Source organism: Brevundimonas sp. MF30-B (assembly GCF_004683885.1).
Taxonomy (GTDB): domain Bacteria; phylum Pseudomonadota; class Alphaproteobacteria; order Caulobacterales; family Caulobacteraceae; genus Brevundimonas.
The window spans coordinates 824,257-836,314 of record NZ_CP038440.1; the positions used below are offsets into that span (position 1 = coordinate 824,257).

Annotated in this window: 10 protein-coding genes; 9 read left to right on the forward strand and 1 reads right to left on the reverse strand. The window is 69.4% G+C overall.

Going from position 1 to position 12,058, the window contains the following annotated elements:
* Nucleotide 1: 1 nt before the first annotated feature.
* From E4M01_RS04240 to E4M01_RS04260, 5 genes are all read left to right on the forward strand, one after another.
* Nucleotides 2–571: a DUF6468 domain-containing protein gene (locus E4M01_RS04240; RefSeq protein ID WP_135062082.1), complete on the forward strand. Its 570-nt coding sequence runs from the start codon at nucleotides 2–4 to the stop codon at nucleotides 569–571.
* Between the two features lie 78 nt (nucleotides 572–649).
* Nucleotides 650–1,600 carry a MotE family protein gene (locus E4M01_RS04245; protein WP_135062081.1) on the forward strand — a complete coding sequence of 317 codons (951 nt, stop codon included), beginning with the start codon at nucleotides 650–652 and terminating at the stop codon, nucleotides 1,598–1,600.
* 112 nt (nucleotides 1,601–1,712) lie between these two features.
* Nucleotides 1,713–2,945, forward strand: a complete 1,233-nt coding sequence (locus tag E4M01_RS04250) for an argininosuccinate synthase (RefSeq protein ID WP_135062080.1) — start codon at nucleotides 1,713–1,715, stop codon at nucleotides 2,943–2,945.
* 89 nt (nucleotides 2,946–3,034) lie between these two features.
* Nucleotides 3,035–3,508, forward strand: a complete 474-nt coding sequence (locus E4M01_RS04255; protein WP_135062079.1) for a translation initiation factor IF-2 — start codon at nucleotides 3,035–3,037, stop codon at nucleotides 3,506–3,508.
* Between the two features lie 78 nt (nucleotides 3,509–3,586).
* Nucleotides 3,587–4,126 (forward strand): hypothetical protein, encoded by a 540-nt coding sequence (locus E4M01_RS04260; RefSeq protein WP_135062078.1) that lies wholly within the window; start codon nucleotides 3,587–3,589, stop codon nucleotides 4,124–4,126.
* Between the two features lie 4 nt (nucleotides 4,127–4,130).
* Here the strand turns inward: E4M01_RS04260 and E4M01_RS04265 are convergent, their stop codons facing one another.
* The gene (locus tag E4M01_RS04265) at nucleotides 4,131–4,553 is read right to left on the reverse strand and encodes a metallopeptidase family protein (RefSeq protein WP_135062077.1); all 423 of its coding nucleotides are present in this window, start codon (nucleotides 4,551–4,553) and stop codon (nucleotides 4,131–4,133) included.
* Nucleotides 4,554–4,679: 126 nt separating this feature from the next.
* Here E4M01_RS04265 and E4M01_RS04270 point away from each other — a divergent pair, with 126 nt between their 5' ends.
* The 4 genes from E4M01_RS04270 (at nucleotide 4,680) to E4M01_RS04285 (ending at nucleotide 11,984) form a co-directional block, all read left to right on the forward strand.
* On the forward strand, nucleotides 4,680–7,004 hold the full coding sequence (locus tag E4M01_RS04270) for an ATP-binding protein (protein ID WP_135062076.1): 2,325 nt from the start codon (nucleotides 4,680–4,682) through the stop codon (nucleotides 7,002–7,004).
* A 63-nt stretch (nucleotides 7,005–7,067) separates the two neighbouring features.
* Nucleotides 7,068–7,919 carry an HAD family hydrolase gene (locus E4M01_RS04275; protein WP_135062075.1) on the forward strand — a complete coding sequence of 284 codons (852 nt, stop codon included), beginning with the start codon at nucleotides 7,068–7,070 and terminating at the stop codon, nucleotides 7,917–7,919.
* Between the two features lie 115 nt (nucleotides 7,920–8,034).
* Nucleotides 8,035–10,293 carry a TonB-dependent receptor gene (locus E4M01_RS04280; protein WP_135062074.1) on the forward strand — a complete coding sequence of 753 codons (2,259 nt, stop codon included), beginning with the start codon at nucleotides 8,035–8,037 and terminating at the stop codon, nucleotides 10,291–10,293.
* Nucleotides 10,294–10,448: 155 nt separating this feature from the next.
* Nucleotides 10,449–11,984, forward strand: coding sequence for an MFS transporter (locus E4M01_RS04285; protein WP_135062073.1), 1,536 nt, complete (start codon nucleotides 10,449–10,451; stop codon nucleotides 11,982–11,984).
* The last annotated feature ends 74 nt before the right edge of the window (nucleotides 11,985–12,058 follow it).

The following is a 12,058-nucleotide window of genomic DNA, read 5'->3' on the forward strand; positions in this document are numbered from 1 at the left end:
CATGGCCGGACTGGTGATGGACGCCGTTCTGATGCTGCTGCTGGTCGCCGCCCTGGGTTATGGGGTGCGGCTGGAGAAGCGACTGCGGGCCCTGCGTGAGGGCCAGCTGGCCTTCGCCGGCGCCGTGACCGAGCTGAACCAGGCCGCCTCGCGCGCCGAGGCCGCCCTATCGGCCCTGCGCGGTTCGGGTCAGGAGACCGATCTGCTGCACGACCGCATCGTCAAGGCGCGCGAGGTCAAGCAGCAACTCGAAACCCTGATCGCGCGCGCCCCGGCCGCTCCGATCGCCGCCCGCGCCCCTGTTGAGATCGAGCCCGCAGTCGATCCCGCGCCGCGGCCCATGCCCGCGCCGCGCCCCCGCGAAACGGGCGGCGAGCCCGTGCTGAGCGGGTCGCGCGACCGCGACCGCTCTCTGTTCGCCGACCGCGCGCCCGAGCGGGCCCGTCTGCTGAATGAGGAGCAGGTAGAGCGCTTCACCCCGGTGCTTCAGGCCCTGGCCGCTAACCAGGCTGCGAAACAAAGCCTCAACCGCGCCCGGCGTAGCCTGGACGAAGACCTGTTCGCGGCATGACGCTGGCCCCTATGGACGACCGCGCGGCGGTCGTCCGGCTTGAGGGGCTGTCAGCCTTGATTCGAGAGTGAGCCGACAATGAGCCGACTGCCCCGCATCCTGCCCCTGATCGCCGTCGCCATAGGCGGGGTGGTGGTGCTGCGCGCCGCCGGCGCCGCGCCGGAGCTGTTTCAGGGCGCGCGCGCCTGGGCCGAGGAGGCGGTGCAGCCCGTCGGCGAAGCCGCCGCCGCAACGCCCGCCAAGCCGGCGCCCGCCGTCTGCGCCCTCACCCCGGAACAACTGGCCCAGCAGGCCGGCCTGTCCCCTGCCGAACTGCGCGTTCTGCAGTCGCTGTCGAAGCGCCGCGAGGATCTGGACGCGCGCGACACCGACTTCGCCACCATGCTGCCGTTGATGGCCTCGGCCGAGCAGAAGCTGGACGCCAAGCTGCAGGCCATGGAGGCGCTCAAGGCCGAGATGCAGGGACTGCTGGGCCAGGTCGACGAGCGCGAGAAGGCCGAGATCGATCGTTTGGTCCAGGTCTATTCGGCCATGCGGCCCAAGGAGGCCGCCGCGGTCTTCAATACACTGAACGACTCGGTCCGCCTGCCGGTCGCCGCCGCCATGCGGCCCCGTTCGCTGGCCGCCGTCATGGCCCAGATGCCGCCGGCCGCCGCCCGCGAGCTGACCGAGAAGCTCGCCCGCCGCTACGAGGCCCAGCAATTGGCCGCCCGCACGGCCACGGCCAGCGCGCCCCTCGCCGCCGCCGAGCCCGGCTCGGTCGCGACCGGCGCGACCAACGCCGCAGCCGCGCCTACGCCGGCCGCTGCGCCCCCCGCCGCCCAGCCGGCGGCGCAACCCGCCGCGCGCACCCGGCCGCCGGCGCAGCGCGCCGCCAACCGCCCAGCCAGCAGGACAACGGAAAGCCGCCCGGCGGCCGCTGCACCCACGCCCGCGCCTGAGCCCGCCGGCCCGCAGCCCTACCGCGCCGCGCCCGGCCCCGAGGCTCCCGCCGCGGCGCCGTCGCCGGGCCGTCAGCAGGTTCAGTAGGCCGGCGCTTCGCTCTCCGTTTCCGGAAGCGCCGCCCGCCTCTTGCATCGCGGCGCGTCTGGCCCTTTAAGCCGCGCGAACGCCTCCCCGCGTCTGGTGCAAGGATCCGCCCATGAGCTCGCCCGCCGAGAAGCCCGTCAAGAAGGTCGTGCTGGCCTATTCCGGCGGTCTGGACACTTCGATCATCCTGAAATGGCTGCAGACCGAGTATCAGGCCGAGGTCGTGACCTTCACCGCCGACCTGGGCCAGGGCGAGGAGCTGGGGCCGGCGCGCGAGAAGGCGCTGAAGCTGGGCATCAAGCCCGAGAACATCTTCGTCGACGACCTGCGCGAAGAGTTCGTGCGCGACTTCGTCTTCCCGATGTTCCGCGCCAATACCGTCTATGAAGGCCAGTATCTGCTGGGCACCTCGATCGCGCGGCCGCTGATCGCCAAGCGCCAGATCGAGATCGCCCGCCAGGTCGGGGCCGACGCCGTCTGTCACGGCGCTACCGGCAAGGGGAACGATCAGGTTCGGTTCGAGCTGGGCTACTACGCCCTGAACCCCGACATCCACGTCATCGCCCCCTGGCGCGAATGGGAATTCCGCAGCCGCGAGGCCCTGCTGGACTTCGCCGAAAAGCACCAGATTCCGATCTCCAAGGACAAGCGCGGCGAGGCGCCCTTCTCGGTCGACGCCAACCTTCTGCACTCCTCCTCCGAGGGCAAGGTGCTGGAGGATCCGGCGGTCGAGGCGCCTGAGTTCGTGCACCAGCGCACCATCGCGCCTGAAGACGCGCCCGACACGCCGACCATCTTCACCCTCGGCTTCGAAAAGGGCGACGCCGTCTCGATCGACGGCGAGGCTCTGTCGCCGGCCGAAATCCTGACCCGGCTGAACCAGTTGGGCCACGACAACGGCGTCGGCCGCCTGGACCTGGTCGAGAACCGCTTCGTCGGCATGAAGTCGCGCGGCGTCTATGAGACGCCCGGCGGAACCATCCTGCTGGCCGCCCATCGCGGCATCGAGTCCATCACCCTGGACCGCGGCGCCATGCACCTGAAGGACGAGCTCGCGGTCAAATACGCCCACCTGATCTACAACGGCTTCTGGTTCGCGCCCGAGCGCGAGATGCTGCAGGCGGCCATCGACCACTCGCAGCTGCGAGTGAACGGGACGGTTCGGATCAAGCTCTACAAGGGCAATGTCACCATCATCGGCCGCGAAAGCCCCGACAGCCTGTACGACCAGGATCTGGTGACCTTCGAAGAGGGCATTCAGGCCTATGACCACCGCGACGCGGCGGGCTTCATCAAACTGAACGCCCTGCGTCTGCGCGTTCTGGCGCGCCGCGACCAGCGCTGAGGGTCGAGGGGCGGGGCGCCGCATTGACGGCTTGCCCCCGCCCCATTCGCCCTTCACGGTGGCGTGATCGCAGAGCCAAGGAGCCCTTCATGCGTCTCGTCACCCTCGCCACGGCCACGGCCGCCCTCGCCTTGATGGCCGCCCCGGCCCTTGCCCAGGAAGCCCCCGCCGCCCAACCCGCGCCAGCCCAGGCCGCTCCCGCCGCCCCTTCGCCGGCCGAAGCCGCGATCCAGGCCGAGGCCGAGAAGTTCGAAGCCGGCGTTGAGCAGATGCAGGCCGAACTCGTCGCCCTGCGCACAGCCGCAGGCGCTGACGCCGCCAAGTATCAAGCGGACTCTCAGCCGGTCGTGGCGCGCTACCAACCTCAGGCCGACGCGTTCGCCGACGCCCTGACCGCCTTTGCCGCCGATCCAGCCTCGGGCGTCCCTGCCGAAGCCCAGGCCCAGATCGCCCAGGGGGTGGCTCAAATCCGCAGCGTGCCGACCATGATGCGCGACCAGATCGGCCAGGCGACGCCGGAGCAGCTGGCCGGCGCTCAGGCCCCGGCCGCCGCACCGCAGTAAGGCCGCCTTACCGCGATTTCACTTGTCGCGACGGCTGATCGGGCGGACCCTCTGCGGGCAATCGCAGGAGGTCCGCCCATGGCCCGCATATCCCTTGCCGCCCTCAGCGCGCCTGTCGCCGTCGCCGCGATCCTGATCGCCGCGCCCGCCTTGGCGCAATCCGCGTCCGCTCCCGCGCCGGCCGCCGAGACCCGGCTGGAAGCCGCCGCCGAAGCTTTCGGCAAGCGCATGGAGGCCTTCGCCGCCCAAGCCGAGGCTCTCGAAAAGAACCCGAGTCTCACAGAGGATGAACGCGAGGCGCGCATCAAGGCCCTGTGGACGGCGCAGGAACCCGCCTTGGCTGAGTTCACCACCCTGGCCGCTCGGTTGGGCGGCGAACTGAGCCGCGCAGCTCTGGCTGAGGCGGACGTCGCCAGGATCACCGGGGAGGCGCTGCAGACCGCCATGGCGCCCGCCCAGGGGATTATCGCCAACAGCGCCTGGACCAACCCCGACCCTGATCAGATGGTCACCTACGAACTTCTGGCCGACTACGGCCTGTCTCAAGCAGCCGACGCCATCGAGGCGGCGCACGCCGAAGCCGCCCGAGCCGCCCCAGCAGCTCCGCGGGCCGACTGAACATTCAATCCAGCGCTTCGATCAGGTCGATCCGGTCGTCGGACAGGCCGAAGTGATGACCGATCTCGTGGATCAGCACATGGGCGACGATCTCGGCCAGGCCGACATCGCCGCGCTCGCACCATTCATCCAGAATCGGCCGACGATACAGGAACACGCGCGATGGTTCCGGCGCCGGCCCAAGGCCTTCGCGGCTGGACAGGTCTACGCCGTGATAAAGGCCGGTCAGTTCGAACGGGTCCTCGATCCCCATTCCTGAAAGCGTGGCCTCGTCGGCGAAATCGTCGATGCGGATGACCACTTCGCCGGCCAGGCTGCGGAACGCCTCGGGCAGTTCGGCGAAGGCCTGTTCCGCCAGGCGGGCGAAGTCCTCGAGCGAGGGGGCTGTCTGATCGGACCAGGCGAAGGCGGTGTCGGCGCTGCTCATGGCCGTCCATATCGTCCGGGGGGCCGCCGTCCGCAATCCGCCCGTTCGCCGCAGGAAAACGAGCCCGCCCATTTCGTCGCGCCTTGCGTTATGGTGAACGCGAATCGCGGGGACACCGAGCGGGTAATGGCCGAAGCCGAGATCGCCTATGCCGCCACGGCCGGCGCCGCCGGCTTGGCCCTGGCCGTCAGCGCCTGGGCCTGGCGGCTGCGCGCCCGGCTGGCGGCGCGCGAGGCCGCTGTGACGATTCTGGACAATGACCGCCGCCGCGACCTGTTCGAGCGGGACGCGGCCTTGTGCGCCTTCGACGACGTGCGGCTGCCGATGAAAGCGGACGGCCGTCCGGGTGAGGCGCTGGGTTCGCCGGACGTGTTGGCCGCCGCCTGCCGCGATCTGATCCCCGGGGCAGCGCATCTCGGCGGCGATGGCCTGCTGGCGCGGCTGGAACAGGCCCATCCCGAACGACTGCGTGGCCTGGCGCTTGAGGGTCGGCCGTTCGACGCTCTTGTGGAGGGTCACTCGCAGGCCTGGCGGATCGAGGGGCGTGCGATCGGCGGCGCGGCCTGGCTGCGCCTCAGCCCCCTGTCGGTCGGCACGGAAACGGCGGTCGAAAGCGGTCTGGGCGCTCTGGCGGAAGCGTCTCCCGCGCCGACCTGGGTGCTGGACCAGGCTGGGCGGCTGGCCTGGGCCAACCGCGCGTGGCTGGAGGAGACGGGTTGCCCCAGCCTGGAGGCCGCGCTGGAGCAGGGGGCCAGCTTCGACCGCGCCGCCGACGCTCTCGCCCTCGAAGCACAGCGCCTGGGCGTGCGCCAGGAGGGCTTTCGCTGGACCACCGGCGGCGGCCGGCGCCGCGCCTGGCGCATCGTGGTCGAGCCTGCGGCTGGGCCGTCCGGCGCCGTCATCGCCTTCGCCCTGGATGTGACCGAGGCCGAAGAGACGCGCGACACCCTGCGCCGCCATGTCGAGGCGCATGACGAGACGCTGAACCATCTCGCCGACGCCGTGGCCATCTTCGGGCCGGCCCGGCGACTGGCCTTCCACAACACCGCCTTCCAGACCCTGTTCGACATCGACCCGGCCTGGCTGGACGAGCGGCCGACCCACGCCGAGCTGCTGGACCGGTTGCGCCAGCGCCGCCTGCTGCCCGAAGTCATCGACTATGCCGGGTGGAAGGCCAATGAGCTGGAGTTCTACGGCGCCGCCGAGGCCGCGCCGGACGACAGTTGGTCGCTGCCCGACGGCCGGACCCTGCGGGTCGTGCGCCAGCCACATCCGCTGGGCGGCGTACTGCTGATCTTCTCTGACATCACCGACGAGTTACAGCTGCGCAGCCGTTTCAACGCCCAGCTTCAGGTCCAGACCGCGACGCTCGACAAGCTGAATGACGCCGTGGCTGTGTTCGGCTCCGATGGGCGGATGCGGCTGCACAACGAGGCGTTCGAGGCCTTCTGGGGCGTGCCGGCCGAACGGCTGACCGCCGCCTCGGACTTCGACGCCGTGGCCGCCCTGTGCGAGCCGGTCCTGCCCGATCCCAGCCTGTGGCTGGGGCTCAAGGCGCGCGTGGCCGACCCCGATCCGGAAAGCCGCGTGCCGATCTCGGGCGAGGGGCGCACCGCCGACGGACGTTTCGCCGCCTGGCAGACCCGGCCGCTGCCGGACGGCGCGACCCTGGTGGCCTTTTCCGACGTCACCGCCCGTCGCGCCCTGGAGCAGGCCTTGGCCCAGCGCGAGGCGGCGCTGCAGGAAAGCCAGGCGCTGAAGCGCGAGTTCGTCGGCTCGGTCAGCTACGAGCTGCGCACGCCGCTGACCACCATCGTCGGCTATTCCGAACTGCTCGAGACCATGGGCGACCTGCCCGAACGCAGTCGCCAGCACGCCGGCGCCATCCGCATCGCCGCCAGCCAGCTGGCCCGTTCCATCGACGATGTGCTGGATATGAGCCAGATCGACGCCGGGGAGATGGAGCTGACGCTGGGCGATGTGCGGGTCTGCGACCTGCTGGACGAGGCGGCCGAAAAGGTGCGCGCGCGCGTCGAGGGCCGGGGCGCGACCCTGACCGTCAGCTGCCCGCCCGACCTCAGCCCGATCCGCGCCGACGCCCGCCGCATAGGGCAGGCCATCGACCATCTGCTGGAAAACGCCGCTCGCGCCGTCGCCGAAGGGGGCGAGGTCACGCTGAGCGCCGAGCGTGGCGCGTCGGAGGCCCGCATCCGCATCGCCGACACCGGTCGCGGCATCCCCTATCACCTGCAGCCCCACGTCTTCGACCGGTTCGTGCGGCGCGAGCGCGGCGGGCCGGGCGTGGGTCTGGCCCTGGTCAAGGCCCTGGTCGAGCTGCACGGCGGCTGGGCCGAGGTGGAAAGCGAGCCGGGAAAGGGCGCCGCCTTCATCCTTCACCTGCCGTTGCAGGCGGCGGGCGCCGCCGCCGCGCCAGAGCTTCAGCTGAACTGACGGGCCGCTTGGGCCACGCGCCAAGGCGCTGTAAGAGGCGGGCCGAACACGGAGCCCCGGCCCATGGCCCTTTTGAAGACCGCCCTCATCTACGACTTCGACGGCACGCTGGCGCGCGGCAATATGCAGGAAGTCACCTTCATCCCTTCGGTGGGCATGAGCATCGGCGACTTCTGGGGCGCGGCGGACGCCCTGACCCGCGACGCCGACGGCGACAACATCTTGATGTACATGCAGCTGATGCTGGCCCGCGCCCGCGAGAACGGCGCGCCCATCACCCGCAAGACGCTGCATGAGCACGGCCAGGACGTGAAGCTGTTCGACGGGCTGAAGTGGGACCTGACGGGCAAGGGCTGGTTCGAGCGCATCGACGCCATCGGCCGCGAATACGGGCTGGAGATCGAGCACTACATCATCTCCGCCGGCCTGGAGGAGATGATCGACGGCTGCCCGATCCGCGACGCCTTCCGCCACGTCTTCGCGTCCAAGTTCGTCTATGACGAGAACGGCGTGGCCATCTGGCCGGCGGTCGGGGTGAACTACACCACCAAGACCCAGTATCTGTTCCGCATCAACAAGGGCGTGCTGAACCACTGGGAGCACGAGCGGATCAACCGCTTCATGGCCGACGATGACCGGCCGGTGCCGTTCGAGCGGATGATCTTCCTGGGCGACGGCGACACCGACGTCCCGACCATGAAGATGATGCACACGAAGGGCGGCTTCTCGATCGCCGTCTACGATCCGCGCAACAGCGCGCGCGACCAGGAGAAGATCTACGGCCTGATCTCCGAGGACCGGGTGAACTTCGTCGCGGCCGCCGACTACCGCGAGGGCTCGGCGCTGGACCTGATCGTCAAGGGCCTGATCGGCCGCATCGCCATCAACGCCGGGACGATGCGCGCCATCGACTGATCCGGAGGCTCCCGCCCCCCCGTTTGACATCCGGGCCTTTTCTCGTCATTTTCGAGAAAATCATTGAGCGCTGAATAAAAGCGCCGTCGGGCTGGAATCAGAGATCGGGATCCAAATGAACAGACTTGTGAAGACCGCCCTTATGGCGGGCGCGGCCTGGACCGCGCTTGGCGGCGTGGCTGCGGCTCAGAGCGCACCGTCCGACCAACAGGCGACGACCGTCGGCGACATCATCGTCACCGCGCGCCGCACCGAGGAATCCCTGCAACGCACGCCTCTGGCGATCAGCGCCTTCTCTGGCGAGACCCTGGCGCGTCAGGGTGTGCAGCAGGTCACCGACATTCAGGGCGCGGTGCCGAATCTGAACATCGTTCAGGGCCGGGGCTCGTCGAACGCCACCAACATCTACATCCGCGGCGTGGGTCAGCCAGACGCGCTTCAGACCTTCGACCCGGCGGTCGGCGTCTATGTGGACGACGTCTACTACAGCCGCATCCGGGGCACCCAGTTCGACCTGCTGGACCTGGAGCGCGTCGAAATCCTGCGCGGACCGCAGGGCACGCTGTACGGCAAGAACACCATCGGCGGCGCCATGAAGCTGGTCTCGCGCCGGCCGGACGATCAGTTCCGCGCCCGCGCTTCGGTCAGCGGCGGAAACTATGACCTGATCGACGTGCAGGGCGCTGTCTCGGGCCCCATCGCCGAGGGCCTGGCCCTGGGTTTGTCGGCGCTGCACTCCGAACGGGGCGGCTATGTCACCGATCCGGTGACCGGCGCGGAATACAACGACAAGAACACCAGCGCCGTGCGCGCGGCCCTGGCCTGGGATCCTTCGGCCCTCGTGCGGGTGGATCTGACCGCCGACTACTCCAAGGACGACGCCGGCCTGACGGTCGGCCAGGCGCAGAACAGCCTGACCTTCCTGGCCGGCGGCGTCGCCCTGCCGATCGCCAGCCCGCCGCCGACCTATGATTTCCGCACGCGCACCACGCCGGGCCTGCCCAACGAGACGCGCCTGGAGACCTGGGGAACCTCGGCCCGCATCGCGGTCGACATGACCGACGCCCTGACCCTGCGGTCGATCACGGCCTATCGCGAGCTGAAGACGGACGACTACATCGACTTCGACGCAACCCAGCTCGAAATCGCGGACGCCCTGGTCGCGGTCGACCAGAGCCAGTTCAGCCAGGAGTTCCAGCTCACCTACGACAACGGCGGTCCGCTGACGGCTGTCGGCGGAGTCTACTTCCTGCGCGAGCACGTCTCGTCGCACCAGGAGAGCTACAACGACGATCTGCTGGGGCCGGCCTTCGGCAACTCGGGCTTCCTGCGGACCATCGACGACAATCTCAAGACCTCGTCGCGGGCCATGTACGCCAACGTCTCCTACGCGGTCACCGACGCTCTGCGCCTGTCGGCCGGTGTGCGCGGCACCGAGGAGAAGAAGGACTACTTCCGCACGACGTCGACCTTCTACAGCCTGCTGCCGGCCTTCAACGCCACCTACGTCTTCGAGCCGGGCCTGGGTCGATACGACGACACCTCGATCATGCTGTCGGCGGACTATCAGGTGACGCCCGACGCGCTGGTCTACGCTCGCTATGCGCAGGGCTTCAAATCGGGGGGCTTCAACGGCCGGGCCAACAGCGCGGCGGAATCGACCCAGTATCAACCGGAAACGGCCGACACCTACGAGATCGGCGCCAAGACCACCTGGCTGGACGGTCGTCTGCGTCTGAACGGCGCGGTGTTCCATACGCAGTACGAAGACTTCCAGGCGCGCGTTGCGGGGCTGGACGTCGACCCGGTCACCGGCCTGCCGGCCCCGGTTCTGAGCGTGCTCAACGCGGGCGAGCTGAAGATCCAGGGCGCCGAGCTCGAGGCGGTCCTGGCGGTGAACCCGAACTTCACCCTGGACGCCCAGGTCGGTTATCTGGACGCCGAGTACAAGGAGTTCGCCGACGATCGCTTCACCAGCTTCGGCGGCAGCCGCGCCTTCCAGGACCCGGCCTTCTCGCCCAAGTGGACGGCGCGCTACGGCGCTCAGTATGTCTTCGACTTGGCTGGCGGGGCGAACGTGACCTTGGGCGCCGCGGCCAAGTTCCGCTCGCGCATGGCCCTGGCGGTCGACAACACGGCGGTGAACTCCAACGTGCCGTTGGAGAGCATGTATCAGGACAGCTACTGGCTCTATGACGCCCGCGTGGTCTGGAACGACGCCTCGGACCGCTATTCGGTCGGCCTCTACGGTCAGAACCTGTCGGACGAGGTCTACAAGACCGACGCTCAGGAATTCTCGTCCATCGGCAGCATCCGGACCGCCTATTACGGTGCGCCGCGGACGTGGATGGTCAAGCTGACCGCGCGGTACTGACCGTCCCGAACCTCCTGAAAGCCTGATCCGAAAGTGATCCGGGCGGCGGTCCCGACGGGCCGCCGCCCTTTTTCTTGGCGCCGGTGGCCTGTCGCGCTTACCGTCGTCCGCAAGCGGCCCGCCAAGACGCCGCAACCGCATCCGAGGACACGCCCATGACCGCCGCCTCCGCGACCCCGCCCGATACGGCTCCGGCCTCGCCCGGCTATCGCTTCTACGTGCTGGGGATCCTGATCCTCGTCTACATGCTGAACTTTCTGGATCGGCAGATCATCGGCATCCTGGCCGCGCCGCTGAAGGCGGAGTTCGGACTTTCGGACAGCCAGTTCGGCCTGTTGGGCGGGATCGCCTTTGCCTCGGTCTATTCAACCCTGGCCATTCCGCTGGCGGCCCTGGCGGACCGGGCCAGTCGTGTGTGGATCATGACGGGCGCCCTGGCGGTCTGGTCCGGCTTCACCGCCCTGTGCGGCGTGGCGGGCTCGTTCGGCCAGCTGTTCCTGTTCCGAATGGGCGTGGGCGTGGGCGAGGCCGGCGGCGTGGCCCCGGCCTATTCGCTGATCGCCGACTATTTCCCGCCGAGGCAGCGCGCGCGAGCGCTGGCGGCGTTCGCCTTCGGCATTCCGCTGGGCACCGCCGCCGGCACCCTGGTAGGCGGCCTGCTGGCCGCGACCTACGGCTGGCGAACCGCCTTCATCGTCGTCGGCCTGATCGGCCTGCTGGTGGCGCCCATCCTGCGCCTGACCGTGCGCGATCCCAAGCGGGGCGGATCGGACGCGCCCAAGGTGATTCAGCCCGCCGCGCCCGTGGACGCCGCGCCGGTGGCGGCCCAGCCGCCCGTGACCGTTTCGGACCGCGTCGGCCGCATCGCCTCGCGCATCATGCTGGGCCTGGGTGCGGGCTGCCTCGTCCTGGCGGCGCTGGCGCAGTTCGCAGGCCTGGGGCTGAACCCGCTGGTCGCCGGCTTCGGCGGCCTGCTGGCCATCGTCATCGGCATATCGCTGCACGTCGCCCGTGTGACCGCCTCGGTGGTCATTCCCAAGAAGAGCTTCTGGCTGCTGGCTCTGGGCGCCGCCTCTTCGTCGGTGTGCGGCTATGGCGTGGCCGGCTGGCTGCCGCTGTTCTTCATGCGCAGCTTCGACCTGACCCTGGCCCAGACCAGCTGGTACTACGCCGGCATCGCCCTGATCGGCGGCCTGGTCGGCATCTGGATGGGCGGCATGATCGCCGACAAGCTGGCCAGCCGCGGCAAGGGCGCCTATCCGCTGACGCCCGCCATCGCCTTCCTGATCTCGGCGCCCTGTTTCATTCTGGCCATGAACTCGCCCTGGCTGATCGGCCTGGTCCTGCCGGGCGGTGGGTCGCAGGCGCAACAGCTGACGCTGGCCTTCCTGATCTTCCTGATCCCGACCGGGCTGAACCTGGCGTGGCTGGGACCGATCACGGCGGCGATCCAGCACATCGCGCCGGCGCCCATGCGTTCGACCGCCTCGGCCCTGTTCCTGCTGATCAACAACCTGCTGGGGATCGCGGTCGGCTTCTACTACTTCGGCTGGATGAGCGACCTGCTGGCGCCCCGCTTCGGCGACGAGAGCCTGCGCTGGGCGATCTACACCGGCATGGGCTTCTACGTGCTGGCGTCGATGCTGCTGATCGGCGCGTCACGCACTCTGAAGAAGGATTGGGTCGACTAACGGACGGCCCGTTCGCGCCCCCTGTTGCGCCTGCGAAGGGCCGACGCCTATAAGCGCCGCAACTCTCTCTCAAG

Bases quoted from the DNA above. Each gene is read 5' to 3' on its own strand.
- E4M01_RS04245 (WP_135062081.1), top strand. From the start codon at position 650: ATGAGCCGACTGCCCCGCATCCTGCCCCTGATCGCCGTCGCCATAGGC.
- E4M01_RS04260 (WP_135062078.1), top strand. From the start codon at position 3,587: ATGGCCCGCATATCCCTTGCCGCCCTCAGCGCGCCTGTCGCCGTCGCC.
- E4M01_RS04275 (WP_135062075.1), top strand. From the start codon at position 7,068: ATGGCCCTTTTGAAGACCGCCCTCATCTACGACTTCGACGGCACGCTG.
- E4M01_RS04265 (WP_135062077.1), bottom strand. From the start codon at position 4,553: ATGAGCAGCGCCGACACCGCCTTCGCCTGGTCCGATCAGACAGCCCCC.
- E4M01_RS04280 (WP_135062074.1), top strand. From the start codon at position 8,035: ATGAACAGACTTGTGAAGACCGCCCTTATGGCGGGCGCGGCCTGGACC.
- E4M01_RS04270 (WP_135062076.1), top strand. From the start codon at position 4,680: ATGGCCGAAGCCGAGATCGCCTATGCCGCCACGGCCGGCGCCGCCGGC.
- E4M01_RS04250 (WP_135062080.1), top strand. From the start codon at position 1,713: ATGAGCTCGCCCGCCGAGAAGCCCGTCAAGAAGGTCGTGCTGGCCTAT.
- E4M01_RS04240 (WP_135062082.1), top strand. From the start codon at position 2: ATGGCCGGACTGGTGATGGACGCCGTTCTGATGCTGCTGCTGGTCGCC.
- E4M01_RS04285 (WP_135062073.1), top strand. From the start codon at position 10,449: ATGACCGCCGCCTCCGCGACCCCGCCCGATACGGCTCCGGCCTCGCCC.
- E4M01_RS04255 (WP_135062079.1), top strand. From the start codon at position 3,035: ATGCGTCTCGTCACCCTCGCCACGGCCACGGCCGCCCTCGCCTTGATG.